This window comes from Mesorhizobium sp. IMUNJ 23232 (assembly GCF_044326205.1).
Lineage (GTDB): Bacteria > Pseudomonadota > Alphaproteobacteria > Rhizobiales > Rhizobiaceae > Kumtagia.
Genome location: NZ_JBIRCY010000005.1, coordinates 74,060 through 100,111, shown reverse-complemented (window position 1 = coordinate 100,111; position 26,052 = coordinate 74,060). Strand labels below are relative to the sequence as shown.

The window sequence follows — 26,052 nt, the reverse complement described above, 5'->3', positions numbered from 1 at the left end:
GTTACTTCTCCGTGCTTGAGCGTATGTCTGGAAGTTTTGGCAGCCCGAACAGCGCCGGATCGACGGCGCGCGGAGGCGCTTCCGTGCGGACAGCCGCGCGCAGCTTTGCCGAACGAGCGCGCGGATTGGCCGAAATCTCCGCTTCCGATGCCGAAACCACACCGCCAAGCTTGTCGAAGGTCGAGACCACCGCCTGCCTCTGCGGCAGATGCCGCGAACCGGCCGGATCGGTCGAGCGGTCGGCGATGAAACGCTTGACGATACGGTCTTCCAACGAATGGAACGTCACCACCACCAGCCGCCCGCGGGGCTTCAGCGCCCTTTCCGCCGCGACCAGTGCGCGCGCCAGTTCGCCCAGTTCGTCATTGACGTAGATGCGCAGCGCCTGGAACACCCGCGTCGCCGGATGGATCTTTTCGCGCGGCGGGAAGCCGACGAGGTCGGCGACAGCCTTGGCAAGGTCCGTCGTCCGCTCGAACGGTCTTTCGGCCCGCCGCCGCTCGATCATGCGGGCGATGCGCCCGGCATGTTTTTCCTCGCCGAGCAGGCCAAAGATTCGCGTCAGGTCAGCCGCCTTGAAGCGGTTGACGACGTCCGCGGCAGAAAGCCCCGCCTGCGCCATACGCATGTCCAGCGGCCCATCGGCGCGGAACGAAAAACCGCGCTCCGCCTGGTCGACCTGCATGGAGGAGATGCCGATGTCGAGCACCACGCCGTCGACTTGCTCCGCATGCTCGTCGAGCGACGAGAACGGCGCCTGCACCAGCGTCAGCCTGCCCTCGGATGCTGCCGCCAGCACCCTGCCGTCCCGAATGGCGTCCGGGTCGCGGTCGATGGCAACCACCGACGCGCCGCTCGCAAGAATCGCCTTGGTATATCCGCCCGCCCCGAACGTGCCATCGATCATCACCTGCCCGATCTCCGGGCGCAGCGCCTCCAGCACTTCAGCGAGGAGAACCGGAATGTGGCGGGCCGGTCCGCCAACCGCGAGGTCATCCTCGCCGTGGCCCGCCATCATTCCGACGCCCTCGCGCCAATACTCTCCCGGGCTTGCCTCAGGCTGAGCAGCCGTTCGCGCACCGCCTTGCCGTAGGTTACGAAACGGCCCGGCTCCCAGATTTGAAAGAACGTGCCGCGCCCGACGAAAACCGCCTCCGTGGTGATCCCGGTATGGTCGCGGATGAAGTCGCTCATCGTGATGCGTCCGTCCTGGTCGATCCTCAGAAACGCCCCGTCGCCATGCACGAAGAACGACATGTCGTCCGCTGTCCGCAGGAACGGATCTTCCTGCGCGATCCGCTGCTCGTATCGGTCGAGCAGGTCGAGCCCGCCCACGTCCATCGCCGGCATATCCAGCGCTCTGAGTGCATACAGCTCCGAATAGCCCCGCTTCTGCACCGCGGCTCGGAAATGCGCCGGAACCGACACCCGGCCCTTCGCATCGATCCTGTTGACGGCATTCGACAGAAATCGGTCCATCATCCGATGCGGCGGCCGCATCCCTCCTGTCCCGCGCCTCTTCCGACGCGCTTTTGCCGAGCCCTTTCAGGTCCTTGGGGACAAGCCGCGCCGATTGCGACGCTTCCACTCCCCGCCCCTTTAAGGCCTTGCCAGCGCGGGCTTGCGGCTGAAAAACGCCAAGACCGGCCGCCGAAAATTTCGACGCCGTCACCCGTCCCTGCACGCGCTGCTGAAGTTGGAAATGGGATAGCATGGGGCACTATGGGCGTCAACGGGATCGGGTCAAAGATACGAGACGGAAGGCACCCAACGGGAGCTTCTCCGGCCCGTTATCCTTTATGGTCCATTAAGACTAACGAAGGGTTATTGCCGGGCGCGGCACCTGCCCTGGACTGACGGAGGTCGCGAGGCAATATCCGGGAGGAGTCGGATCACTCGGCCGCGGCTGACGTTCTGAACGAGACAGATCAGAGGCTTGCCAGCCCGACCTCGAAGCGCCGCGGCGCTTCTAATGCATGACCGGACCGGCGGTCCCGTCCGGGACGGCGCCGCGCGCTATCTCGACGCGATTTCGGCCGTTCCGCTTGGCATTGTAGAGCCGCTGGTCGGCATATTTGTAGAGTTGCGCGAACGACGAATCGCGCTCAAAAATTGCACCGCCGACGCTGACCGACAGGGCGCATCGCTGCCCGTCGGGCACGAATTCCGCCGCATTGATCGCAGCCCTGATCCGCTCGGCGACCGCCGCCGTCCGGTCGGCATCCAGTCCGGGGAGAAATACGGAAAACTCCTCGCCTCCAAGCCGCCCGACCAGATCGATTTCCCGCACCGCGCCCTTGATGGTGTCCGCGATCACTTTCAGCGCTTCGTCGCCACGGTCGTGGCCGAAACTGTCGTTGATCGTCTTGAAGTGGTCGACATCGATGACCAGCAGCGCCCCTTCCCTGCGGCTCTCCTCCGCCGCGACCTTCTCCAGATAGGCGTCGACCAGCGTCGTGAAGGCGATGCGCGTCAGGCACGAGGTCAGGCCGTCGGTCGAGGCGACGATCATCAGTTGATGGTGGGCGATCGCCAGCGCCCGCTGAGCAGCAGCACGAACAGCGGAAAGACGAGCACCAGCGGAATGAACAGATTGTTCCAGGGATCGCTTCCCCAGCGCCACACGCCGGCCTCGAACGAATAGCTGTCGATGGCGAAGGCAACAGCGATGCATCCCAGCGTACCGAGCACGCTGAGCAGATAGACGCGGCCCCAACCCCGGGACGAGAAATCCAGTTTTTTCACCGACACGCCACGCCTCGTTGCACCGCAGCATACTCAAGGATTGTTAAAGGAGGGTTCCCGCGAGACCGCAAAGTCGAATGGTACGCGTGACGAATTCCCCTTCGCGGCCTGATACAGCAATCCCCAAGCGCCGTCAGGGCCGACAAATCGAATAACCGCCCCTGTTGTTGAATTTCCCCACCCTAGCGTCAAATACTTGCCTCCATTGACACGCCAAGTATGCATTTGCGATACAGCGTTTGAAGGACAATAAAGTCACAACTGGTCCGCTTCGTTCCGCGCAGGAGGGGAACGAGGCCGGACGATCAGCTATCCCGAAAACTTTCTTCGCTCGCCGGCGAACGGCGGACGGCGCAACGGCATTCGACCCGGGGAAATTCCATGGCCACCTATCTGCTCACGACAGGCGACGACACGATCACCGGCACCGACGGCCCGGATACGTTTGATGGGTGGATCGACGGGAAGACCTGCGGGACTGATTTACTTTATGGCGGAGGCGGGAATGACAAATTCCTGATCTCTGGGAATGCCGGAGGAGTCATAGATGGAGGTGCAGGAACAGATACCTTAGCCTTAGGCCCGGCGGGGCTAGGAACTGGAATATACAAGAACATCGAAATAGTTGACGTCTCAAAAACCTACAGCCTCGCGGCAAACGCATCCCAATTGAACAGTTTCGATTTTATATTCTCCAAGAACTCTGGCGGATTTGTGCGCATATATGTCGACGGAGCAGGAGGAGCCCTTAATTTCTCTGAAAATATATCGAAAGGTTATTCAATAAAATTAAATTATGATTATTTCTCGGATACAACATCAGCGATAGATGTATTTGGAACACCAAACGATGATTTTCTAGGAGACACGGACTTCAACGATGTTTTGAACGGCGGCGATGGAAGCGATAACTTAGTAAGTGGCGGTGGTATTGATATTTTATACGGAGGTGATGGCAACGACATTCTTATGGCCACGCCCGGCTTTGGCGCAGATACGTTGAATGGCGGAAACGGGGATGACTATTTTAAAAACAACAATGGACAAAAAAATACTTTAAATGGCAATGACGGAAATGATACCTTCGTAATTTCTGGAGGGAATGAAATTATAAGCGGCGGCTCTGGCATAGACACCGTGATTGCAAGCTCTATGTTTGACGAATATTTTAATCCTGAATTTCATGACGTTGAAGTACTAATCGTCAAATCTCCATATGAGGTGCGCGCCAGCTTCGAACAGATGAATGAATTTGAAAATATAATTCTGGATTCCATTGCTCCCACAAACAAAATTGTATTCGGCTTTCAAGGAGACGGCGGATCGATTGATTTTTCAACTCGCATATCTGACGGTCAATCCGTTACGGTTTTTCTATACGGAATCAATTCAGGTGCAAATATCACGGGCAGCAACGGGGATGACTGGCTGAGCGGGTCGAATTTCGATGACATCCTAAAAGGCGGGGATGGAAATGACAGATTCGATGTAAGCCTCGGCTCAGACATTTTGGATGGTGGAAGAGGCAATGACATATTTTCGATTACAGGCGAAGTGAGCGCATCAATTGATGGAGGCATCGGAATTGATACGATTTCACTTGATGGCGGGTCACTCTCCGGCATTAGCTTCAAGAACATCGAGATACTTGACTTATCTTACAACAATCAGAGGTTATTCCTAAACATTGATCAAGTTAAATCGTTAAGTCAAATTACGGGTGAAGGACAGGAAAAGACAATTGGATTTAGCTTAGTCGGCGCAGGGGGCCTTATAGACTTTGCACGATTGGCAAAAAATGGCGAGCGCGCGATCATCGGCGATGGAGGGGTAACGTCAGGAATAAGCGTTATCGGGACTTCAAAGGGAGATTGGCTCTGGGGTAGCAAGTTTGACGACTATTTCGAGGGAGGCGATGGAATTGCAGTTAATTCCTTCGATGGGCCCGGCGACCACATTGACGGCGGGGGCGGCAATGACACCGCCACTTACACGCGCTCCAAGTCGGGTGTGACGGTCAATCTCACTACCAATGTCAACACTGGCGGAGACGCCAAGGACGATCTCCTGACAAACATTGAAAACGTCACCGGTTCCAATTTCGCCGATTCGCTGACCGGCGACCTAAACGCCAACCGCCTGTCTGGAGGCAAGGGAAACGACACTCTCACAGGCGGCGCTGGTGCCGATGCGCTGATCGGTGGTGACGGGGTGGATACCGCGTCCTACGCCGATTCCGCGACCGGCGTCATTGCAAGCCTCGCCAATCCCTCGATCAATACCGGCGATGTAGCAGGCGACACCTACATGTCGATCGAAAACCTGACGGGCTGGGCCTATGACGACGCCTTGAACGGCGACAACAACGCCAACACGATCATTGGCAACGCCGGCAACGACGCCATCAAGGGTTATAACGGGGACGACAAACTTTTCGGCGGTGATGGCAACGACATGCTCCTCGGCGGCGCCGGTGGCGATCATCTCAGCGGCGGAACCGGCATAGACACCGCCTCCTACGCCCAGGCCACCGCCGCCGTCAAAGCCAACCTCGCCGATCCGTCACTCAATGCCGGCGAGGCCAAGGGCGATACCTTCAACTCGGTCGAAAGCCTCGAAGGCTCGGCCTTCAACGACACGCTCGACGGCAATGCAGGCGCCAACACCTTGACTGGCCTCGGCGGCATCGACGTGCTTCGCGGCGCGGCCGGCAACGACGTCTTGCGGGGCGGCGACGGTGACGACAAGCTGGGCGGCGGTGACGGCAATGACCTTCTGTCCGGAGGCGCCGGCGCCGATTACCTCAACGGCGGGAATGGAACCGACACGGCCTCCTACGCCGGCGCGGTGGCAGGCGTCTTCGTCAACCTTGCTACACCCGCCGGCAACACCGGCGAGGCAGCCGGCGATACCTTCATTTCCATCGGAAACCTCGAAGGCTCCGGCTTCAGCGACAGGCTGACCGGCGATACCGCGAAGAACGCCGTTTACGGCCTGAACGGAACCGACCTGATCGACGGCGGAGCGGGATCGGATGCGCTAACCGGCGGCGCGGGAAAAGACTTCTTCGTCTTCACGACGGCGCTTGGCGCTTCCAACGTCGACACCATCGCCGACTTCTCGGCCGCTGACGACACGATCCGGCTGGACAATGCCATCTTCTCGGCATTGGGAGCGACCGGCGCGCTTCTTTCCGGCTATTTCCGAGCGAACGCCACCGGTTCGGCGCAGGACACCAACGACCATATCATCTACGAAACCGACACCGGCAAGCTCCTATACGACGCAGACGCCAATGGCGCCGGCGCCGCCGTCCAGTTCGCAACGCTTACGGGCCTGCCGACGATCACGGCGGCGGATTTCCAGGTGGTGTAGGCCGGAGCGGGTCGCCGCCACGGCGCTCAAAAGAGATCGTCTCTCAGGAGGCGCGGCAGCAACCCTTGCCGCGCCTCTTTCACATCGATACTCAATGACGGACGCAGCTTTACCGCGACAAACGCCGCGTCAAAGACAATTGCGCGTATCGAGGCGGGATCCATCATGACCGACACCACCACGTCCCGCGCGGCCGGCCTGCCGCATCTGCGGCGCCGCAAGCTCGCCAAGGGCGATCCGGTTCCCCTGCCGCTGACGCTCGCCTCAACCTATCACCTGCCCGGCGACCCCGGAAACTTCAACCAGTACGGTCGTTTCGACAACGCCACCTGGGAAGCGGCGGAGGAATTGCTGTCGCATCTGGAAGATGCGCCCTGCCTCGCCTTCCCCTCCGGCATGGCGGCGATTTCGGCTGTGTTCTTCGGCCTGCTGAAAACCAGCGACCGCATCCTGCTTCCCTCCGACGGCTATTACACGACGCGCGTGCTCAGCGAGCGGTTCCTGTCGCGCTTCGGCGTTTCCTTCGATCTCAGGCCGACGGCATCCTTCCTCGACGGTGGCTTTGACGGCTACCGCCTGGTCTTCGTCGAGACGCCCGCCAATCCCGGCCTCGACCTTTGCGACATCGCGGCAGTCGCCACCGCCGCGCATGTCGCCGGCGCGCTGGTCGTTGCCGACAACACCACCATGACGCCCTACGGCCAGCGGCCGCTGGATTTTGGCGCGGACATCGTGGTGGCCGCTGACACCAAGGCCCCCAACGGCCATTCCGATGCGCTGTTCGGCCATGTCGCCACCCGAAACCCGGACATCATCGAATCGGTCAGGCGCTGGCGCGAACTGTCCGGCAGCATTCCTGGCCCATTCGAGGCCTGGTTGCTGCATAGGGGCCTGGAGACGCTGGAGATCCGCTTCGACCGCATGAACAATTCGGCCGGCGCCATCGCCGCCCGGCTGAAGGAGCATAAAGCGGTCAAGACGGTGCAATATCCCGGCCTGCCGGATCACCCGTCGCACAATCTTGCCTCGACGCAGATGCTGCGCTTCGGCTCGCTGATCGGCTTGACCCTGGAAAGCGCCGAGAAGGCGGAAGCCTTCATCGACGGCTGCGTCCTCCTCCAGCCCGCAACCTCCTTCGGCAGCGTGCACAGCTCGGCCGAGCGCCGCGCCCGTTGGGGCGACGCGGTGGAGCCCGGTTTTGTCCGCCTGTCCGTCGGCTGCGAGCCGACGGAGGAACTCTGGAAAGCGATCGACCAGGCGCTGACGGCCGCCGCCTGATGCCACAGCCTCCGGCCATTGGCGAGCCCCAGCGTTGGCGAGGCGCGCCTACGGCCGCCAAATTGGCTCATTTTGTCAGGCATGCCGTCTAACTACTTGAAAAGTCGAAAAATGTCAGCCGGCCTGTAAGCCGGGTTCTGTATGGCCCGCGTGCCTTTTGGGCCCGCGAACGTGGCGGCCATTCGTCTTGGACGCGGATTGCTCCACGCCTCGCGCAACCTACCCGGATGGCCGGACCGGAAACAGTCCTGAGGGTTGCCCCTCGCGCCATCCCTATTCGGTTTTGCTCCCGGTGGGGTTTGCCTTGCCGCTCCCGTTGCCGGCAGCGCGGTGGGCTCTTACCCCACCCTTTCACCCTTACCCCGCCTATAGATCGGCCCGCTCGCGGCGGCTTGCCCGATACGAATGGGCCGATTTATCGGCGGGGCGGTCTGCTTTCTGTGGCACTTTCCCTGGGGTCGCCCCCGCCGGTCGTTATCCGGCACCGTGTATCCATGGAGCCCGGACTTTCCTCACCCGCGGCCTTTCGGCGATTGCGGGTGCGGCCGCCCGGCCGGCTGACGCGCGGTATAAAGGTGCTTTGGCGGCAAAACGCAAGTCAAATTCGGCCTTTGCCCGGAGTTCCGAGAGGCGCCAGACGGCGCCGCGGCTACCGTGATCAGCTCGCCAGGAGTCGCTGCACCTTGCCGCAATAGGCCTGCGACACCGGGTTCATGCGCCTTGCGCCATGGCCGGCATTGTATTTCAAGATCGTGCCGCAGGTCGTTCCACCGCCGAGTTCGTGCGCCATGGCCAGATATTTCATGCCGAAGCGGATGTTTGTCTCAGGATCGTAGAGGCCAGCCACAGATCCGCTGTAGCCCAGGCCTCGCGCCGTCGCCGGCTTGATCTGCATCAGCCCGACCTCGCCGGCCGAACCGGTCATGTTCGGCCGATAGCTGCTCTCGACGCTGATGACGGCATGGGCGAGCGAGACCGGCACGCCGTATTCCGCGGCATAACGGGCGATCACGGCATGATAAGGCCCCGCTACCCCGCCAGGCTTCGCCGCGACATCCGGCTTCACAGGATAAGCCGCCGTTTTCGCATCGAGGGTGATTTCCGTCACCGTCGTGGTGTTCGGTTTCGCCTTCCTGCTGTTTGCCTTGACCGTTCTGGCAGCCGACTTCGTCTTCTTGATATTCAGCTTCGCCGTCTTGCGCTGCGTCTTGGGCGCGCCACTCACCTTACCGCCTTTCGCCGCCATCGCCTTGGCGTTCTGTCTTGCAGCTTTAACAGCCGGTTTCCCGGTTTCCGCGCTGGAGGCGGTCTTCTGCATAGAAAACAGCGGCGTGCGCGCGATGACCGGCTTCCGGTCGGCGAGATTGGCTGAAGTGGCCGGCTTTGCCTTGGTCTTGGAGGCCTTCGCCGACTTGGCGGCTGGCTTCGCCGCCTCCTTCGTCGATGCGGCTTTCTGCGTCGCAAACAGCGGCTTGCGTGGGATGTTGGGGAGCTCCGCAGCACTCGCGGCAAAAGCGATCAGGCCGGCGGCGAATGCCACCGTCAACACGATAAACTTATTCATCAGGTCCTGTTTTGTGAAAGCCGGGCAACAGGGCGCGGCCGGGTCGGTCATAGGCGCGCGAAAGGTGCGCCGGTGGGAGGACCGGTCGTTTGACGCCGAAGTATGGGGCGAAAAGGGCGCCGCCAATCACATTGTGTTACAAATTGTGTCAGACGCCAAACACACCGCCGAGCGTTCCCCGGCGTCATCCCTGCGGCGGAGAAGGCACCTCAAGCAATCTCCGCAGCGTCTCCACCGTAGCCCGGTCGGCGACGCCGTCGACCTTCGACGGCCGGAAATGTCTTTGGAAGGCGGCAACGACAGTCGCCGTCGCCTTGTCATAGCAGCCGGTGACTTCGATGCCATAGCCGTAGCGTGAAAGCATTAACTGCAGCCGCTCCACGCCCTCGCCCCCGCCCACATCCTCTTCACGCAAATCCGGCCCGCTTCGATGCCGCGCCGGGCGGACGAAATGGCCGACGCCGGCTCGCGCCAGCAGAGCCCACGGAAACTTTTCACCCGGATCGATTTTTCGGCCCGGTGCCACGTCGGAATGCGCCAGCACCATCTCCGGCCGGATGCCGTGGCGAGCGACAATGCCCTGGCAGAGCGCGCTGACCGAGGCGATCTGCCGCGGCGGAAAAGCCGTGTAGCCGAGTTGGTGGCCGGGATTGACGATCTCGATGCCGATCGACTGCGAATTGATGTCGGTGACGCCGCGCCAGAAACTTTTTCCCGCATGCCAGGCGCGATCGGCCTCGCGCACCATCTGCACGATCCGCCCGTCCTCATGAACCAGATAATGTGACGAAACCTCGCTAGCCGGGTTGCACAGCCAGTCCTCGGCTCCCGCGCCGGTTGCCATCCCGGTATAGTGCAGGATGATGATCTCCGGCTGCAGCCCTTCGCGGCGCTCGCCGAAATTCGGTGAGGCCCGGACCGCTGCGCCAGGATGATCGGGCGAAAACCCGCTCATAGATGCCGCATGCCACGCTCGATCATCTCGTAGGCGGTGTTGATCGCCGCCAGACGCGTCGTCGCGATGGCGATGAACTCGGCTGGCAGGCCACGCGCGATCAGCCGATCGGGATGGTTGTCGGCGACCAGCTTGCGATAGCGGCGCCGGACTTCCTCGAAGGGACGCCCACGCTCGATGCCGAGCACGACATAAGGGTCACGCTCACCGAGATTGACGTGACGGGCGAGGATGCTGCGATAGTGGTCCTCGCCGATCTCGAAAATCTCGGCGACGCGACGCAGGTAAAGTCCCTCGCGCTCGTGCAGCAGCCCATCGGCCTTGGCGATGTGGAACAGGCCGTCGAGTATGTCTTCCAGCATCGCGCAGTTCGGCCGGCCGGAGCCGCACAACCCCGCCATCTTTTCCGCATAGGCCTCGAAGCCTGCGACGTTGCCCTGCGCCAGATCGTAGAGTCGTGCAACGTTCCGCGCCTCGGCGGGAGGCACCGAAAAGATCTCCTGGAATGCGCGGACCTCGTCCTGGGTGACTATGCCGTCGGCCTTCGCCATCTTGGCCGAAAGCGCGATCATGGCAATCGAAAAGGCAACGCGGCGGCGCAGTTCTGGATCGCCGCCGAATACCGTGCGCACCGCTTCGGCAAGATCGGCCGCGCCAGCGCTTGCCGAGGCGCTCACCTTGCTGACGAATTCCCCGATGCGCATCCAGATCGACATGGCCGCTTCATAGCCAACGCGTCGCCGCTTGGCGAGGCCGGAGCGAGATGAGATTGGATCAGACCATGCGGTTGCCGGCTGCCTGCCGGCAGTGGGCCTAGGCGATTTCCCACGACGGCCGGGGCTCGTGCGCACAGCCCGCCGAATCTCAAAGGAACTGACTACACAATAGAAAGGGCCGGAGCGATCCGGCCCTTTCACAACGAACTGCTTCGACCCGTTACTGAGCGGGAGCCGGCTCCGCTGGTTTCGGGGCCATGCTGCCGCCCTGGTCGGTAGTCGGCGGCGGCGTAGCCTCGGGCTTGACAGGCTGTGTCTGGTCGGCCGGTGGCGGATTGGTGCTCTGCGTGGTTGTGCTGTCCTTGCTGTCGCTGCATGCCGCGGCGCCCAACAGGGCCAAGGCCGCAATGGAACCCAGAATGAGTTTCTTCATGATTTCTTCCTTTCCTCTCTCTTCGTCGATGGCTTGGCAATCAGGTTGAAATGCTCGAACCGGGCATGCGTTTCTTCACGCTTGGCATATTTCTGTAATAATTCGTGATTATACGCCCGATGAAAGTGGCCTCGCCACTTCGCAAGGTCATTTCGAATCCAGGTTGGTTGCGGTTCGAAAAAGCGCACTTGTCTTCGCGCCGCGACGGTCCTAGAAAGGCCACCTTTCGTTATCTTTGTTCCGCACGGCTTCGGGCCTCAGGGCCGATGCTTAGACAACATTTGGAGAGGGTAGGAAGATATGTGGATTAAGCTTACGCGAAACGATCTCGAGCCGGTTCTGGTCGACGTCGATCGTTTGACGCACATCGGCCCGCGCACCGGCGGCGGCTCGACCCTGTATTTCGCTGAGGAAAGCGAAAAGAAGGCCGACACCAAACCAAAGGTGCTGGGAGTGCGCGATACCGTCGCGGAGATATACAACCTCATCAGGGCCGCCGATGGCGCCCCGCTCACAGCTTCGAAGGCGCGGACTGCCAAATAATCCAACCCGCGATTCTCCTGTGATTTGCTTCGCCCACGTGCTCTCAAGCGTGGGCGAAGTTGTTTCTGCCCTCCGATCTGCACAATGCATCGGTGACCGTTCCCAGGCTTTCCGCTATCTGTCAGGCGCAACGACACGGAGCGCGGATCGTGAACGGCAGATGGGACTTCTGGATTGATCGGGGCGGCACCTTCACCGACGTGATAGGCCGTTCGCCTGACGGCGCCCTGCATCCCGTAAAACTGCTTTCCGAAAATCCCGAGGCCTATCGCGACGCCGCCATCCAGGGCATGCGCGACCTGCTCGGCATCGACCGCTATGCCGCCGTACCGTCTCACCTGATCGGTGAGATCAAGATGGGCACGACGGTCGCCACCAACGCGCTGCTTGAGCGCAAGGGCGACCGCGTCCTGTTGTTCATCACCAAGGGTTTCCGCGACGCGCTGCGCATCGCCTACCAGGCGCGGCCCGACATATTTGCCAAGCAGATCATCCTGCCCGAACAGCTCTACGAGCGTGTCGTGGAAGTGAACGAGCGTGTGCGCGCCGACGGCTGCGTGGAGACGCTTCTCGACCTTTCCGACGTGATTCCGGCGGTCGAACAGGCGAAGGCCGACGGCATAGACGCCGTCGCCATCGTCTTCATGCATGCCTGGAAATATCCGGACCATGAGCGCGCGGTGGCCGAGCTCTGCCGAAAGATGGGTTTTGCGCAGGTCTCCGCCAGCCACGAGGTCTCACCGCTGGTGAAGCTGGTCGGCCGCGGCGACACCACGGTCGTCGACGCCTACCTGTCGCCGATTCTCGCGCGATATGTGCAAAGGGTGGCGGCGGAGCTTGGCGCCGCGCCGAAACTGCCGATCTCTCCCGCCTGGGGGGAGACTGGTCAATCTTCATCTCCCCGCCTGATGTTCATGATGTCCTCCGGCGGCCTCACCGCGGCGGAAAAATTCCAGGGCAAGGATGCCATCCTCTCCGGCCCGGCGGGCGGCGTGGTCGGCATGGTCGAGACGGCAAAATCCGCCGGCTTCGAAAGCGTCATCGGCTTCGACATGGGCGGCACCTCCACCGACGTCGCCCATTATGACGGTAGCTACGAGCGCGCCTTCGACACCGAAGTCGCCGGCGTGCGTATCCGCGCGCCGATGATGCGCATCCACACCGTGGCGGCCGGCGGCGGCTCGATCCTGCATTACGAAGCAGGACGTTTCCGGGCCGGCCCGGATTCGGCCGGCGCCAGTCCAGGCCCCGCAAGCTACCGGCGCGGCGGGCCGCTGACCGTCACCGACGCCAACGTCATGCTGGGCAAGCTGCAGCCGGATTTCTTCCCGGCGATCTTCGGCCCCGGCCAGGACCAGCCGCTCGACTGTGATACGGTGAGCCAGCGCTTCGCGGCACTTGCGCGGGAGATCGGCGACAGCCGTTCTCCCGAAGCGGTGGCGGAGGGCTTCGTCACCATCGCCGTCGAAAACATGGCCAACGCCATCAAGAAGATTTCCGTGCAGCGCGGCTACGACGTCACCGAATATCTGCTCAACTGCTTCGGCGGAGCCGGCGGCCAGCATGCCTGCCTTGTCGCCGACGCGCTGGGCATGGAGGCGGTGCTGATCCATCCCTTCTCCGGCCTACTTTCCGCCTACGGCATCGGGCTGGCCTCCGTCTTTGCCTCGCGGCAGCAAGGGCTTTTGAAGCCGCTCGACGATACCTCACACGAGGCGATCGATACCTTGATCGAGACGCTGAAAGGCGACGTGCTCGCCGAACTCTCCGATCAGGGCATTGGACCGCAAGACGCAGCCTGCCGCCCTGTCCTGCACGTCCGCTACGACGGCACCGACACCGCGCTGCCCGTGCCTTTTGAGGACGGCTCGCTGGACAATGCCAGGGCAGAATTCGAACGCGCCCACAAGGCGCAATTCGGCTTCGTCTATGAAGCTAAGCCGATGATAGTCGAGGCGGTCGCCGTCGAGGGCAGCGACAACCGCGGCGCGGCCGGCGCCGAAGCGGAATCAACGTTGCAGGAAACGGATGTAATCCCTTCGCAACGCAGGCGGATTTTCGTCGAGGGCGACTGGCGCAACGCGGGAATTTTCCCGCGCGAAACGCTCCGCCCGGGCAATCGCATCGCCGGCCCGGCACTGATCGTCGAGCCGCACCAGACCATCGTCGTCGAGCCCGGCTGGCAGGCGGAAATCACAGCGAAAAACCACGTGCTGATGCGCCGCGCCGAGAAGAAGCATCGCAGCAAGGCCATCGGCACCGAGGCCGACCCGGTCATGCTCGAAGTCTTCAACAACCTGTTCATGTCGATCGCCGAGCAGATGGGCGTGACGCTGCAGAACACTGCCTACTCCGTGAACATAAAGGAACGGCTGGATTTCTCCTGCGCGGTCTTCGACCACACTGGGGCGCTGGTCGCCAACGCCCCGCATATGCCGGTGCATCTCGGCTCCATGGACCGCTCCGTCGAGACGATCATAAGGTTGAACCAGGGCGACGTGCATCCCGGCGACGTGTTTGCCCTCAACGCGCCGTACAATGGCGGCACGCATTTGCCGGATATTACGGTGGTCACGCCGGTGTTTGACGGCCGTAGCAAGGACATCCTCTTCTGGGTCGCCTCGCGCGGCCATCATGCCGACATCGGCGGCACCGCGCCCGGCTCCATGACGCCGCTGGCGACCACCGTGGACGAAGAAGGCGTGCTGTTCGACAATTTCCGCATCGTCGAGCGCGGAAAATTCCGCGAGGCGGAGCTTCACCATCTGCTCACCGACCACCCCTACCCTGCCCGCAACCCGCACCAGAACATCGCCGACCTCAAGGCGCAGATCGCCGCCAACGAGAAGGGCGTGGCGGAATTGCGCGAGATGGTCGCGCATTTCGGGTTGGACGTGGTCGAGGCCTATATGGGCCATGTGCAGGACAACGCTGCCGAAAGCGTGCGCCGCGTGCTGGAGCGTCTGCCCGACGCCTCCGAATATGAGTATCCCACCGACACCGGCCAGGTGATCAAGGTGAAGATCATCGTTGACCGCGACAAGCGCGAAGCCACCGTCGACTTCACCGGCACCTCGCCGGTCATGAAGAACAATTTCAACGCCCCCGAGCCGGTCGCCCGCGCCGCCGCGCTCTACGCCTTTCGGGTGATGGTCGAGGACAACATCCCGATGAACGCCGGCTGCCTAAGACCGATCAACATCATCATCCCCGACGGCTGCATGCTGAAGCCCAGCTATCCGGCCGCCGTCGTCGCCGGCAATGTCGAGACCTCGCAGCATGTCACCAATGCGCTGTTCGGCGCCATGGGCGCACTCGCCAACGCGCAGGGGACGATGAACAACCTCACCTTCGGCAACGATCGCTATCAGTATTACGAAACGATCTGCTCCGGCTCGCCAGCCGGCCGCATGAATGACGGGCACGGTTTTGGCGGTACATCGGGCGTGCATGTCCACATGACCAATTCGCGCCTTACCGACCCGGAAGTGCTGGAACTGCGCTTCCCGGTGCTGCTCGAGGATTTCCACATCCGCGAAAACTCCGGCGGCAAGGGCGCCTTCCCCGCAGGCGACGGCACGAAACGCACCATCCGCTTCCTGGAGCGCATGGAATGCGCTATCCTCTCCTCGCACCGGAACCGCCCGCCGCGCGGGCTCGATGGCGGCGGCGACGGCGAGGTCGGCCGCACCGAGGTTCGCCGCACGGATGGCAGCATCGAAACGCTGAAAGCCTGCGACCAGACGGTGCTCGAGGCCGGCGAAGCCGTGATCGTCACCACGCCGACATCTGGAGGATTTGGCGCGCGATGAGACCCGCCGCTCCTACTCCAGATTGGTCTGAATCCATTTGGGCGACAGGTGGATGTCGAGCGTCTGCAATCGCCCCGGACCGAGATTGATGAAACGGTGCGGCAGCGCGGCCGGACCGAGCACGACCTCGCCCGCCTCCGCATCGATCATCTTGTCGCCGACAAAGAACCGCGCACGGCCCTGCTGGATCACGAAAACTTCGTCATAGGGATGAACATGCAGCATCGGCCCCGTGCCGGGCTCGTCGTTGCCATAGGTCAATATGGTGACCGCGGTAGGCAGGGTCTCGCCATTAACGGAACCCCGATAGGGACCGTCGAGCGCGCCGTTGAAGAGCCGCGCCTTCGCCGGCGAGCGGCCGTCCGGAGCGACGGTTGAAGGGTCGAAGTCACGTCGAGCCATTTGGGCCTCCAATTTGCAGCCTGAAGGATGAGCGAGGCGAACGGCGGGCGCAAGCCGGCGCGCCGTGCCCTCCTGACAGTCGTCACACGCCTGTCATCCCTGCGTCACCCCTCCGTCACGCCATCGCGCTACCGGCTTGCGGAACATTTCCAACGGGATTCGCGCCGCTCATGACCGGAACCTCCGCCGCCCCGCTTCTTCGCGGAAATGCTCGTCTCAAGCAGGCCGTCTACCAGCACAAGGCGCTGTCGAAGGCCGGCTTTTCCGAGCGGCTGTTCACGCTTCTGTTCTCTGGCCTCGTCTATCCGCAGATCTGGGAAGACCCGGCGGTCGACATGGAAGCCATGCAGCTCGGCGAAGGCCACCGCGTCATCACAATTGCGTCCGGCGGCTGCAACGTGCTCGCCTATCTCACCCGCTCGCCCGCTGCCATCGACGCCGTCGACCTGAATTCGGCGCATGTCGCGCTCAACCGGCTGAAGCTCGCCGCGCTGAAACACCTGCCAGGCCAGCGCGATTTCTTCCGCTTCTTCGGCGAGGCCGGCAACCGCGAAAACAGCGAGGCCTACGACCGCTTCATCGCTCCAAACCTCGACGAAACGTCGCGGCGCTATTGGGAGAAACGCCGGCTGCGCGGCCGCCGTATCGGCGTGTTCGAGCGCGATTTCTACCGCACCGGCCTGCTCGGCTGGGCGATCGCCGCCGGCCATCTCGCCGCCCGCGCCCACGGCGTCGACCCGCGCAAACTGGCAGAGGCGCAGAGCATCGACGAACAGCGCCGCTTCTTCGACGAGCGACTCGCCCCGGTCTTCAACAAGCCCGTGCTGCGCTGGGCAACGGCGCAGAAGGCGTCGCTTTTCGGCCTCGGCATCCCGCCGGCTCAATACGATTCACTCGTCACCTCCGGCGACGGCACCATGGCAAGCGTGCTGCGCGCCCGGCTGGAGAAGCTTGCCTGCGACTTTCCGCTATCGGACAACTATTTCGCCTGGCAGGCTTTTGCCCGCCGCTATCCCCGCGAAGGCGAAGCTGCGCTGCCGGCTTATCTCACCCGCGAGAACTTTCCGAAAATCCGGACCAATGCGGATCGCGTCACGGTGCATCACGCCAATATCGGCGAGATTCTTGGCGGCAAGCCGGCCATGTCGGTCGACCGCTACATCCTGCTCGACGCGCAGGACTGGATGACCGATGCGCAGCTCAACGCGCTGTGGAGCGAGATCACCCGCACCGCCGCCCCCGGCGCCCGCGTCATCTTCCGCACGGCGGCGGAACCCAGTTTGCTGCCCGGCCGCGTCTCCGACATCCTGCTCGACCAGTGGCACTACGAGGAAGAAGAGTCGCGAAATTACTCGGCGCGCGATCGCTCGGCGATCTATGGCGGCTTCCACCTCTACGTGCTGAAAGACCGATGAGCGTCGTCGACCGCTCGCATCACGCGGCGCTGATGGACCGCAACTACCGGTTCCAGCGCCATGTCTACGATCTTACCCGCAAATATTACCTGCTCGGCCGCGACCCGATGATCGCCAGACTCGGTGTGCCGGACGGCGGCACGGTGCTGGAGCTCGGATGCGGCACCGGCCGCAACCTGATCCTCGCCGGCCGCCGCTATCCGAAGGCAAGGCTGTTCGGCCTCGACATATCAGCCGCAATGCTCGAAACCGCCGCCGCCAACCTCGCAAAGGAAGGCATTGCCGACCGGACAAGACTGGCGCGCGGCGACGCCACCGCCTTCGACGCAGCCGACCTGTTCGGCATGGAAAAATTCGACCGCGTCTTCATCTCCTACGCGCTGTCGATGATCCCCGGCTGGGAAGGGGCGATCGCCGCCGCGCTGCGCGCTCTGTCGCCGGCGGGCTCGCTGCACATCGTCGATTTCGGCCAGCAGCAGCGGCTGCCCGGCTGGTTCCGCAGCGCCCTGCGCGCCTGGCTGGCGAAATACCACGTCACCCCGCGCGCGACGCTCGACGCCGAACTGTACCGACAAGCAACCGAGGATGGCCGCCCCTTGCGGTTCGACCGGCTCTATCGCGACTACGCGCATCTGGCGGTGGTAGGGAGCAGTAGCGGCGTTTAGTTTGCTCGCTGATCCTGCGTTACATTCCAATCAAAGGTATAACAGGCGTCGAGGTCTGCTTGAGTGACGTCCGGGTCGGTCGACATGCCAGTCTTTGCATTCACGACCAACGCCCACAAATTCGGCAGTCCTTCGGATCGGCAGTGCGGCGCCAATTCGTTGGTCAGCAGCTTGCCTACACCACGGGCAATGCCACCGATAATGTCAGCGAACTCACTGTAGGTGATAGTTCCCTTGTTGCGCGCGACATAAGCTAGAAGGCTGACCATACGTTTGGTTCTTCCGTCAGGCATTTTTGGTTCCCCGTGACGTCTTAGTGGCTGCTGTTATCCAGATATCGGATTGGCGCCGTCCATCTCACTAGATTTCAACATTGGGCGAAAGTGTATGCGCTAGTCATCAATGCCATCCAGAACCTTCACCACCGCCGCCACCATCTTCTGCGGCCGATACCCCAGCTTGTCCGGCGTCAGACCCATGCGCACCACCACCAGCTTGCGCGACGGGATGACCGTTACCGTTTGCCCGTCATGGCCGTTGATCCAGAACGCATCGCCGGGAATGCCGAGCGCTGCATCCTCTTCCCGCGTGCCGCTCGGCCCACGCAACCAGAGCTGCCCGCGCCCATAGGTGCCCGACGAGGCCGGCGCCGGCTGCCGCATCCATGCCACAAACCCTTCCGGCAGGACCGCCTCACCTTTCCACACACCATCCTGCAGCAGGAACTGGCCGAAGCGCGCCCAGTCACGCGCCGTCGCGTAGAGATAGGAGGAGCCGACCAAGGTGCCCGCCGCGTCCGTCTCCAGCACCGCGCTGTCCATGCCGAGTGGCCCGAATAGTTTTGCACGCGGCCAGGTCAGTGCCGCCGCGCCGTCACCCAGCGCGTGCTGCCACACCCAAGACAGCAGCAGCGTGGTGCCGCTCGAATAGCTGAAATCGCTGCCCACCGGATGCGCCAGCGGCTTTGCCTCGGCGAAGCCCGCCATGTCTGGTTCGAGGAACAGCATGCGCGTCACGTCGGTCACGTCGCCGTAATCCTCGTTGAACTCCAGCCCACTCGACATGCCCATCAGGTCGGCGACCGAGATGTTGGCCCGCCCGTCGGCCTGCCAGTCGCCGAACAGCCTCTTGTCGTCGACCTTCATCTTGCCGTCCTTGACCAGCGTGCCGATGATCGCGGCGTTCACTGTCTTGGTCATCGACCAGCCGAGCAGCGGCGTGTTTTCCGAAAAACCCGGCCCGTATCGTTCGGCGACGATTTTTCCGTCCTTGGCCACCACCATCGCCCGCATCCCCGGCCCGGCCATCGCCGGATCGTCGAGAATTGCCGTGAGTTTGGGATTTTCCGACGGCGCGACGCCGTCGCCATCCGGCCATAGCCCCGAACCTGACGCAGCCTGCGCCGTCGAAGCTGGCGGCACCTGCTCCAGCGAATCGGCCGACACCCCTTCGGGCAGCACGGTGCAGCCCAGCCCGTCGCGCGCCACGGCCGTACGTTCGCCAAGGAAACCGAACAGGCCGGCGCTCACCATCTTGCGGTCGCGGTCGACGCTCACCCGCATGATCTTCAGCAGCGGATGCCCCGGCGCCTGCACGTCGTCGGCCAGCACCTGGCCAGCGTCGCGGCCGGCGAGGAAGACGTTGGAACAGACGATCTTCGCGCTGTAGCCGGCGCCGACGCGGATCAGTTCAGGCGGCGCGACATACAGCCAGCCGATCAGCACCGCTATGGCCGCGACCATAAAAATGGCCAGTCCTTTGACCAGCCGCCATATCAGTCGCATGCCCTGCCCTCTTTTGTCCTTCAAATTGCCCGAATTCGTCCCGTAGTTCGCTACCGATGTCGAGCGGGATCAACCGAATATCAACCATGTTCGGCGATCACGGTTAGGAGTTGATGACCGTGTGAACGATAACGGCCCGCGTGTTGCGGGACCGTCAGGCACCAAGAGACCAGCCGGGGGGACCGGCGCGAAGGAGACCCATGCGCCGACTGGCGGCTCTAGCCCTTGCCTGCCTGCTTTCCGCCTGTAGCACCAGCGGCGATCTCGGCCTGGACTCGTCGGCCTCTGCCCTGCCGCCTTCGAGCGCCAAGGCAACGGCCAATGTCTCCGTGCTCAACCCACGCTTCAGCGACAGCGACCCTCACGAGTGGACGGCGCGCACGCCCTTTTCCTATGCCGTGCACGGCACCGACGTGTCGAAATACCAGACCTCGATCGACTGGCCGAAGGCGCGCGACGCCGGCATCTCCTTTGCCTTCATCAAAGCGACCGAGGGCGGCGACCGCGTCGACGACAAATTCGCCGAGCACTGGCGCAACGCCAGGGCGGTCGGCATCCCGCGCGGCGCCTATCATTTCTATTATTTCTGCCGCACCGCCGCCGAACAGGCGCGCTGGTACATCGAAAACGTGCCGAAGGAGCGCGGCGCCCTGCCCCCGGTGCTCGACATGGAGTGGAATCCGCAGTCGCCAACCTGCAAGCTTCGCCCGCCCGCCGCGACGGTGCGGAGCGAAATGCGCATCTTCCTGCAGATGGTCGAAAAACATTACGGCAAGAAGCCCATCATCTACACCTCGATCGACTTCTTCGACGACAACCAATTGGCGGGCTTCACCGACTATCCCTACTGGCTGCGTTCGGTCGCCGACCATCCGAGCGACCGCTACGGCGCGCATCCCTTCACCTTCTGGCAGTACACCGGCACCGGCGTCGTGCCCGGCATCAAGGGCGACGCCGACATCAACGTCTTCAACGGCAGCCAGGCGACCTGGCGCAAATGGGTCGCCGCGAACACGCATTAGCGGCGCGGAGCTTTCGACGCAGTTGCACTTGAGACCACAGGCGTCAACGCGAGTTGGTGCCTGATAGTCATGATTGCCGTGCCCGTCCCCCAAAAGCGACAATCGCAATCCTGTTGCTCCCGCCGGGCTAAGGTAATATGAATATACTGCGGAAGCAGGTTCTGGCTTCCAATGTCGTTTCCTGCCACCGCATAAGCGAAACAAAAGAATCGTGGGAGAGGGGAATGTCGACGATCCATAGTAACGTCAGCTTTAATCTTGACGGCGTCAACAATTTCACCATTGGGGGCGACGTTTATTCCTGGGATAACGCTTGGCTCGGCTACGTCGATGTCTGGTCCGGCGACACGGGCAGCACCTATACGGCCACCGTCAACCTCAGCGGCTCATGGGACATGAGCACAATTCGGTTCAACGGTCAGGCCAACATCAAGGTGATCATCACCGATACTGCCACGCCCGCAGCCGACCGCCATATCGAATTGCTGGTGGCGAACGGCAACACCGGCGGCAGCAAGATCACGCTCAATCAGACGAGCGTCGACTTCATCCAGGGTGGGCAAGGCATCGACACGATCACCGTCGGTTCGGGCAGCTTCACGACGATCGACGGACGTGACGGCAACGACGTGATCAAGACCGGCGGCGGATTTGTCAATTCGGTGCTCGGCGGCAACGGCAACGACACTCTTACCACCGGAGCCGGCAACATCAGTCTTATCGGCATGGGCGATGGCGATGACAAGGTCACTCTTGGGGCCGGCAACGTCGAGGCCATCGCCATGAGCGGCGGCAACGATACGGTAATCGGGGGCACCGGATGGGTGGGCGTCGTCGATACCAACGCGGGCGACGACACCGTCAATGTCGGCAACGGCAACATGGAACTGATCCGCGTCAGCGACGGCAACAACACGGTCACCGTCGGCAACGGCACGGTGAATGCCATCGTCGCCTTCGACGGGGACGACACGGTCTCGATCACCGGCACGGGCTTCGTCGGCAGCATCGCCCTCGGCACTGGCAATCATGTCGTCAAGACCGGCGCCGGCTACGTCGACTCGGTGGTGACGCGGGAAGGAATAGACACTGTCGACATCGGGGCCGGCGGCGCCGGCTCCGTCAATCTCGGCAGCGGCAAGAATACTGTCACCAGCGTCGGCTGGGTGGATGCGATCTTTGGCTACTCCAGCACGGACATCGTAACGGTCGGCGTGGACGGCGCCGGCTCGGTGAATGTCGGGCACGGCAATAATATCGTTACCACCGGAGCGGGCTGGGTTGGCTCGATCGTCGGCTACAACGGTATCGACAAGGTCAATCTCGGCAAGGGGGGCACCGGTTCGATCAGCGTATACGGCGGGGACGATACCGTGGTGCTGTCGATGCTGGACGTCGTCGACGACAAGGTCCTGATGAACGGTGGTAGCGGCTTTGACTCTGTCAGCTTCGCTGCATTTACACCTGGCCTCGTCATTTCGCTTGCGAGTTCCGCGGAAGTGAATACCGGCAAGGGAATTTTCATCCTCACCGGCTTCGAAAATCTGACTGGCGGCGGGGGAGACGACACACTGACCGGCAACAGCGTCGCAAACATTATTGACGGCGGCAAGGGCAACGACATCGTCCGAGGCTATGCGGGAAACGACACGCTGACCGGATGGGCGGGGGTCGACAACTTCGTCTTCAACACCGCGCTGAACGCCACGACCAACGTCGATACCATCACCGATTTCAACGCCGCAGCCGATGCGATCCAGATCGACAATGCCATATTTGCCGCACTGACGGTGACCGGCACACTCTCCGCCGCTGCCTTCAAGGACCTCGATGCTGGCGCGATAGATGCCAGCGACCGCATCATCTACAAGACAAGCACCGGCAACCTCTATTACGACGCGGATGGCTCAGGCAGCGCGTTCGCGGCGGTCAAGTTTGCCGTCCTCGCCAACCATGCTGCACTCACGGCGGCCGACTTTGTTGTAGTGTAGCCGCCTGCCTGGTGCCTCGCGAATCATCGCCGCGCGGCCCCGCTGCGCAGGGGCTGTTTCGCCCGCGAGGCACCAGGGAATCGTCACACCGAAAAGGCGTTCACCGGAACTTGCACTTGCCGTTCCGCCCGGTTTTCGCCATGAGACTTGGGCAGAGGACGCCGAGTTCTCCAAAAGTCTGTCTGAGTATGGTCGACGGGCGGCGAAAATTCGCAAGCCGCCCTCGTCCATTTGGGGACAGTCTCCAGATCATCAGGATGCGCCCAGAATGCGGATGTTCGTAGCTGCCATCGTTCTCTCCGCCCTGTCCGTCGCCGCGCCGGCCCATGCGCAGACTCAGGCGCCCGCCGAGCCCACGACGGCCGCAGCGCCCGAATGCGGCATCGACTTCGAGATCTGGCGCAAGGACGTAGCCGACGAGGCGCGCGCTGCCGGCGTCGGCGAGACGGGGCTGGCAGCACTTGCCTCTGCCGACATCGACACGCGTGTGCTGGCGCGAGACCGCGCCCAGGGCGTCTTCAACCAGACCTTCATCGAATTCTCGTCGCGCATGATCTCCGACTACCGGCTGAAGCAGGGTGCGGCCAATCTGAAGAAATACGCCGACGTGTTCGCCCGCGCCGAACAGAACTATGGCGTACCCGGCCCAGTGATTGCCGCCTTCTGGGCGCTGGAGACGGATTTCGGCGCGGTGCAGGGCGATTTCGACACGCTGAACGCCTTAGTCACGCTGGCGCATGACTGCCGCCGGCCGGTGCTCTTCCGCCCGCAACTGGTGCCGCTGCTCACCCTCATCGACCGCGGCATCGTGCCGGCCGACGTGAAGGGCGCCTGGGCCGGCGAGATCGGCCAGACGCAGATTTTACCCACCGACTACCTGCTGCGCGGCATCGATGGCGACGGCGACGGCAAGGTGGACCTGCGCGGCAGCGCGCCGGACGTCATCATGACCACCGCCAACAAAATCCAGCATCGCGGCTGGAAGGCCGGCCAGCCCTGGCTGGTCGAAATCCGCGTCCCCGACGAGATGCCTTGGGATCAGACCGGCCGCACCAACAAGCTGCCGGTGGCGAAATGGACCGAGTGGGGCGTCACCAACCGCGACGGCTCGCCGCTGCTCGACCACGGGCTCAATGCAGGCGTCGTGCTGCCGATGGGCCGCAAGGGCCCGGCCTTCCTGAGCTACGACAATTACGACATCTATCTCCAGTGGAACCAGTCGGCCACCTACACGCTGACCGCCGCCGTTCTGGCTACCCGCCTCGCTGGCGCCCCGCCCTACGACAAGCGCAACCCCGAGCCCGGCCTCGTCGGCGACGCGATGAGACAACTGCAGCAGAAACTCGCCGACAAGGGCTACGACGTCGGAGGCGTCGACGGCATTCTTGGCGTCAACACGCGCGAGGCCGTGCGCCAGGAGCAGATGAAGCTCGGCATCCCCGTCGATGGCTGGCCGACGCCGGCGCTGCTGGGGATGATGTAGCCGGCGAGATTGTCGCCTGCATGGCTGGTGCCGTCGGAACGCCGAGCTATTTACGGTCGCCATCAGCTTCCTCTTGGTCGTGCTCGCCTTCCTCGCCTCGGCTGGCTCATAGCCCAGGCATTCGGCCAGGTCGGCCGATGAATCATTCTGGCATTGCGAGCCCGATCTGATTGCGGAGTGATCGGCAGCGCCGAAGTCTTCACGCAGGGCGCGTTACCTGTTCAGGGCTCGGGTATTTCGCCCGGCCGATAGGCGGGCAGCCGGCCAGCCGGCAGTATCGCCAGAAGGGCGAGCCCGGCCATGACCAGCAAGCCGATTTTCAGCGCCAGCAGCCTGGCCTCCGTGTTGATCCGAATGGCCTCGGCCTTCTGTTCGGGCGTAGCAGTTGTGGCTGCGATGACGGCTTCGAGCCGCTCGTTGCTAACAAAGGTAACGCTGTCGAGATCGACCTGGGATTGGATATCGATCGGCAAGGTCGGATTTTCAGTGAGCTGCCGCATGACCGCGGAACTCAACAGACCCACGAGCAATGCGCCGGCGACGGCTGTGCCTACGGCGGACGCGAGGTTGTTCGTTGTACCGCGCAGCGATCCAACATCTCCGGCGAGTTCCTTGGGCGAGGCCGTGACCAGGACGTTGAACAGCAACGTCACGAGCGACCCCTGACCTATCCCGAACACCACCAGACCGATCAGCACCGGGATCGTACTCCAGTCGTTGCGCACCACGAAGGCGAGCCACAGCAGCGCCGCCGTACAGAGCACAAACCCGAAACGGCCGATCTGCCTTGGCGTGAACCGCTGGTACAAGCGCACGATCAGCATCGCTGCGAAAAAGACGGTCAGGTTGAACGGAAGCATGGCGACGGCAGTCGCCAGGGGCGAGCGGCCCTGCACGATCTGGATGTAGAGCGGCACCGAGAAATTGAGGGCCGCCTCGAGCGCAACGACGGAAAACATCGTGTAGACCGCCGCACGCTCCTGGGGCGAATCCAGCACTTCGAGCGCCAGCAGGGGCGTCCTGCCGGCGGCCTCGCGACGTCGCGTCCACAGCAGAAATCCTTGGCCGAGCACAATTCCAACGACGATCATGATCGGCGCCGGCGACAGGCCGAGCAGATTGAACGGCGCCGTCGGTCGTGCCAGCGCAAGTCCCCAGCCGTTCAGATTGTTGAAGCCGAAGCTTATGAGGACAATCGCCAATGCCGCCAGCAGCACGCCGACCAGATCGATTCGCACTTCCGGACGTCCCTGATCCGGCTTGAGCCGGAAACTGAGCAGCAGAACGAGCGCGGAGACGACGATCAGAATTCCGAAGACCGGCCGCCAGCCTATATAGGTGCCAAGTATACCGCCGATCAGAAACGCCAGGACACCGGCGCCCGCTCGTGCCGACCCCAGGGTGCCCAATGCCGTCGCCTGCTGGGTGCCGTGGTAATTCTCGGCGATCAGCGCCACGAGTGCCGGAACGATCACGGCCCCGGCCGCTCCGGACAGCGCCTGCGCGGAGATCATCGCGGTCGCGGTCGGGCTGAAGGTCATGAGCACCTGCGCCAAGCCGAAAACGATCACGGCCAGGCGGAATACACGCAAGGCCCCGAACCGTTGGACGAGTTTCGCGCCCAGCATGACGAAGCCTGCGACAATCATGGAATAGGCGACGATACCGGTAGCGACGGTTGTCGGCGGCACACCAAAGCTCGCAACCATGCCCCCGAGCGCCACGGGCAGGGAGGCCACGTTGAAGGACATGATCGCCTGGCCGAATGCAATCGCGATCATCGGGATCCACGACGCTCGCTCTTCCGCATGATTTTGGGGAACGGATGTGGTCGCGGCCATGGATTTGCCTCCCTTAGCTAAGATCGAA

General features: G+C 62.7%; 22 protein-coding genes and 1 other RNA gene. 9 read left to right on the top strand and 14 right to left on the bottom strand.

Annotation, left to right across the window (positions count from 1 at the left end; all coding sequences use genetic code 11):
- Position 1: 1 nt before the first annotated feature.
- The 4 genes from rsmH to ACH196_RS05285 form a co-directional block, all read right to left on the bottom strand.
- Positions 2–1,018, bottom strand: a complete 1,017-nt coding sequence (rsmH, locus tag ACH196_RS05300; protein WP_396645557.1) for a 16S rRNA (cytosine(1402)-N(4))-methyltransferase RsmH — start codon at positions 1,016–1,018, stop codon at positions 2–4.
- Entirely contained in the window at positions 1,015–1,479 is a 465-nt protein-coding gene (gene mraZ, locus ACH196_RS05295) for a division/cell wall cluster transcriptional repressor MraZ (protein WP_396645745.1), read from the bottom strand. The genes rsmH and mraZ overlap by 4 nt, the downstream gene beginning before the upstream one ends.
- Positions 1,480–1,969: 490 nt before the next feature.
- Positions 1,970–2,512, bottom strand: a complete 543-nt coding sequence (locus ACH196_RS05290; protein WP_396645555.1) for a GGDEF domain-containing protein — start codon at positions 2,510–2,512, stop codon at positions 1,970–1,972.
- Positions 2,512–2,751 carry a hypothetical protein gene (locus ACH196_RS05285; RefSeq protein ID WP_396645553.1) on the bottom strand — a complete coding sequence of 80 codons (240 nt, stop codon included), beginning with the start codon at positions 2,749–2,751 and terminating at the stop codon, positions 2,512–2,514. Before ACH196_RS05285 ends, ACH196_RS05290 begins: the two co-directional genes overlap by 1 nt.
- A 375-nt stretch (positions 2,752–3,126) precedes the next feature.
- Here ACH196_RS05285 and ACH196_RS05280 point away from each other — a divergent pair, with 375 nt between their 5' ends.
- The gene (locus tag ACH196_RS05280) at positions 3,127–6,120 is read left to right on the top strand and encodes a beta strand repeat-containing protein (RefSeq protein ID WP_396645551.1); all 2,994 of its coding nucleotides are present in this window, start codon (positions 3,127–3,129) and stop codon (positions 6,118–6,120) included.
- A 26-nt stretch (positions 6,121–6,146) separates the two neighbouring features.
- On the opposite strand, the gene ACH196_RS05275 is transcribed toward ACH196_RS05280, so the two are convergent.
- The gene (locus ACH196_RS05275) at positions 6,147–6,287 is read right to left on the bottom strand and encodes a hypothetical protein (protein ID WP_396645549.1); all 141 of its coding nucleotides are present in this window, start codon (positions 6,285–6,287) and stop codon (positions 6,147–6,149) included.
- On the opposite strand from ACH196_RS05275, the gene ACH196_RS05270 reads away from it, so the two are divergent.
- On the top strand, positions 6,286–7,398 hold the full coding sequence (locus ACH196_RS05270) for a cystathionine gamma-lyase (RefSeq protein ID WP_396645547.1): 1,113 nt from the start codon (positions 6,286–6,288) through the stop codon (positions 7,396–7,398). The two genes, ACH196_RS05275 and ACH196_RS05270, sit on opposite strands and share 2 nt — an antisense overlap.
- A gap of 110 nt (positions 7,399–7,508) precedes the next feature.
- Here the strand turns inward: ACH196_RS05270 and rnpB are convergent.
- The 5 genes from rnpB to ACH196_RS05245 all read right to left on the bottom strand — a co-directional run bounded on the left by rnpB (position 7,509) and on the right by ACH196_RS05245 (position 11,066).
- An RNA gene (gene rnpB / locus ACH196_RS05265) (RNase P RNA component class A) lies at positions 7,509–7,959 on the bottom strand.
- A gap of 97 nt (positions 7,960–8,056) precedes the next feature.
- Positions 8,057–8,962, bottom strand: coding sequence for a lytic transglycosylase domain-containing protein (locus ACH196_RS05260; protein WP_396645545.1), 906 nt, complete (start codon positions 8,960–8,962; stop codon positions 8,057–8,059).
- Positions 8,963–9,146: 184 nt separating this feature from the next.
- Entirely contained in the window at positions 9,147–9,917 is a 771-nt protein-coding gene (locus ACH196_RS05255; protein WP_396645543.1) for an N-acetylmuramoyl-L-alanine amidase, read from the bottom strand.
- Entirely contained in the window at positions 9,914–10,633 is a 720-nt protein-coding gene (locus ACH196_RS05250; RefSeq protein ID WP_396645541.1) for a TerB family tellurite resistance protein, read from the bottom strand. The genes ACH196_RS05255 and ACH196_RS05250 overlap by 4 nt, the downstream gene beginning before the upstream one ends.
- Before the next feature lie 220 nt (positions 10,634–10,853).
- On the bottom strand, positions 10,854–11,066 hold the full coding sequence (locus tag ACH196_RS05245; RefSeq protein WP_396645539.1) for a hypothetical protein: 213 nt from the start codon (positions 11,064–11,066) through the stop codon (positions 10,854–10,856).
- A 300-nt stretch (positions 11,067–11,366) separates the two neighbouring features.
- Here ACH196_RS05245 and ACH196_RS05240 point away from each other — a divergent pair, with 300 nt between their 5' ends.
- Entirely contained in the window at positions 11,367–11,609 is a 243-nt protein-coding gene (locus ACH196_RS05240) for a hypothetical protein (RefSeq protein ID WP_396645538.1), read from the top strand.
- A gap of 149 nt (positions 11,610–11,758) precedes the next feature.
- Complete coding sequence (locus ACH196_RS05235; RefSeq protein WP_396645536.1) at positions 11,759–15,421, top strand: hydantoinase B/oxoprolinase family protein; 3,663 nt, start codon at positions 11,759–11,761, stop codon at positions 15,419–15,421.
- 12 nt (positions 15,422–15,433) lie between these two features.
- Here the strand turns inward: ACH196_RS05235 and ACH196_RS05230 are convergent, their stop codons facing one another.
- Positions 15,434–15,823, bottom strand: coding sequence for a cupin domain-containing protein (locus ACH196_RS05230; protein ID WP_396645534.1), 390 nt, complete (start codon positions 15,821–15,823; stop codon positions 15,434–15,436).
- Positions 15,824–15,993: 170 nt separating this feature from the next.
- Between ACH196_RS05230 and ACH196_RS05225 the strand changes: the two genes are divergently transcribed.
- Positions 15,994–17,238: a DUF3419 family protein gene (locus ACH196_RS05225; protein ID WP_396645532.1), complete on the top strand. Its 1,245-nt coding sequence runs from the start codon at positions 15,994–15,996 to the stop codon at positions 17,236–17,238.
- The gene (locus tag ACH196_RS05220; RefSeq protein ID WP_396645530.1) at positions 17,235–17,903 is read left to right on the top strand and encodes a class I SAM-dependent methyltransferase; all 669 of its coding nucleotides are present in this window, start codon (positions 17,235–17,237) and stop codon (positions 17,901–17,903) included. The genes ACH196_RS05225 and ACH196_RS05220 overlap by 4 nt, the downstream gene beginning before the upstream one ends.
- On the opposite strand, the gene ACH196_RS05215 is transcribed toward ACH196_RS05220, so the two are convergent.
- Positions 17,900–18,196, bottom strand: coding sequence for a hypothetical protein (locus tag ACH196_RS05215; RefSeq protein ID WP_396645528.1), 297 nt, complete (start codon positions 18,194–18,196; stop codon positions 17,900–17,902). The two genes, ACH196_RS05220 and ACH196_RS05215, sit on opposite strands and share 4 nt — an antisense overlap.
- Positions 18,197–18,295: 99 nt before the next feature.
- Positions 18,296–19,687: a serine hydrolase domain-containing protein gene (locus ACH196_RS05210; RefSeq protein WP_396645526.1), complete on the bottom strand. Its 1,392-nt coding sequence runs from the start codon at positions 19,685–19,687 to the stop codon at positions 18,296–18,298.
- 200 nt (positions 19,688–19,887) lie between these two features.
- Between ACH196_RS05210 and ACH196_RS05205 the strand changes: the two genes are divergently transcribed.
- The 3 genes from ACH196_RS05205 to ACH196_RS05195 all read left to right on the top strand — a co-directional run bounded on the left by ACH196_RS05205 (position 19,888) and on the right by ACH196_RS05195 (position 24,183).
- Positions 19,888–20,709, top strand: coding sequence for a GH25 family lysozyme (locus tag ACH196_RS05205; protein WP_396645524.1), 822 nt, complete (start codon positions 19,888–19,890; stop codon positions 20,707–20,709).
- A 224-nt stretch (positions 20,710–20,933) separates the two neighbouring features.
- Positions 20,934–22,700 (top strand): beta strand repeat-containing protein, encoded by a 1,767-nt coding sequence (locus ACH196_RS05200; protein ID WP_396645522.1) that lies wholly within the window; start codon positions 20,934–20,936, stop codon positions 22,698–22,700.
- Between the two features lie 268 nt (positions 22,701–22,968).
- Positions 22,969–24,183 (top strand): lytic murein transglycosylase, encoded by a 1,215-nt coding sequence (locus ACH196_RS05195; protein WP_396645520.1) that lies wholly within the window; start codon positions 22,969–22,971, stop codon positions 24,181–24,183.
- 221 nt (positions 24,184–24,404) lie between these two features.
- Here the strand turns inward: ACH196_RS05195 and ACH196_RS05190 are convergent, their stop codons facing one another.
- Entirely contained in the window at positions 24,405–26,024 is a 1,620-nt protein-coding gene (locus ACH196_RS05190) for an MFS transporter (protein ID WP_396645518.1), read from the bottom strand.
- Positions 26,025–26,052: the final 28 nt, after the last annotated feature.

Excerpts from the sequence above, each read along its gene's own strand:
- rsmH (WP_396645557.1), bottom strand. The coding sequence starts at position 1,018 with ATGATGGCGGGCCACGGCGAGGATGACCTCGCGGTTGGCGGACCGGCC.
- mraZ (WP_396645745.1), bottom strand. The coding sequence starts at position 1,479 with ATGGACCGATTTCTGTCGAATGCCGTCAACAGGATCGATGCGAAGGGC.
- ACH196_RS05290 (WP_396645555.1), bottom strand. The coding sequence starts at position 2,512 with ATGATCGTCGCCTCGACCGACGGCCTGACCTCGTGCCTGACGCGCATC.
- ACH196_RS05280 (WP_396645551.1), top strand. The coding sequence starts at position 3,127 with ATGGCCACCTATCTGCTCACGACAGGCGACGACACGATCACCGGCACC.
- ACH196_RS05270 (WP_396645547.1), top strand. The coding sequence starts at position 6,286 with ATGACCGACACCACCACGTCCCGCGCGGCCGGCCTGCCGCATCTGCGG.
- ACH196_RS05275 (WP_396645549.1), bottom strand. The coding sequence starts at position 6,287 with ATGATGGATCCCGCCTCGATACGCGCAATTGTCTTTGACGCGGCGTTT.
- ACH196_RS05260 (WP_396645545.1), bottom strand. The coding sequence starts at position 8,962 with ATGAATAAGTTTATCGTGTTGACGGTGGCATTCGCCGCCGGCCTGATC.
- ACH196_RS05255 (WP_396645543.1), bottom strand. The coding sequence starts at position 9,917 with ATGAGCGGGTTTTCGCCCGATCATCCTGGCGCAGCGGTCCGGGCCTCA.
- ACH196_RS05250 (WP_396645541.1), bottom strand. The coding sequence starts at position 10,633 with ATGTCGATCTGGATGCGCATCGGGGAATTCGTCAGCAAGGTGAGCGCC.
- ACH196_RS05245 (WP_396645539.1), bottom strand. The coding sequence starts at position 11,066 with ATGAAGAAACTCATTCTGGGTTCCATTGCGGCCTTGGCCCTGTTGGGC.
- ACH196_RS05240 (WP_396645538.1), top strand. The coding sequence starts at position 11,367 with ATGTGGATTAAGCTTACGCGAAACGATCTCGAGCCGGTTCTGGTCGAC.
- ACH196_RS05230 (WP_396645534.1), bottom strand. The coding sequence starts at position 15,823 with ATGGCTCGACGTGACTTCGACCCTTCAACCGTCGCTCCGGACGGCCGC.
- ACH196_RS05225 (WP_396645532.1), top strand. The coding sequence starts at position 15,994 with ATGACCGGAACCTCCGCCGCCCCGCTTCTTCGCGGAAATGCTCGTCTC.
- ACH196_RS05220 (WP_396645530.1), top strand. The coding sequence starts at position 17,235 with ATGAGCGTCGTCGACCGCTCGCATCACGCGGCGCTGATGGACCGCAAC.
- ACH196_RS05215 (WP_396645528.1), bottom strand. The coding sequence starts at position 18,196 with ATGCCTGACGGAAGAACCAAACGTATGGTCAGCCTTCTAGCTTATGTC.
- ACH196_RS05210 (WP_396645526.1), bottom strand. The coding sequence starts at position 19,687 with ATGCGACTGATATGGCGGCTGGTCAAAGGACTGGCCATTTTTATGGTC.
- ACH196_RS05205 (WP_396645524.1), top strand. The coding sequence starts at position 19,888 with ATGCGCCGACTGGCGGCTCTAGCCCTTGCCTGCCTGCTTTCCGCCTGT.
- ACH196_RS05200 (WP_396645522.1), top strand. The coding sequence starts at position 20,934 with ATGTCGACGATCCATAGTAACGTCAGCTTTAATCTTGACGGCGTCAAC.
- ACH196_RS05195 (WP_396645520.1), top strand. The coding sequence starts at position 22,969 with ATGCGGATGTTCGTAGCTGCCATCGTTCTCTCCGCCCTGTCCGTCGCC.
- ACH196_RS05190 (WP_396645518.1), bottom strand. The coding sequence starts at position 26,024 with ATGGCCGCGACCACATCCGTTCCCCAAAATCATGCGGAAGAGCGAGCG.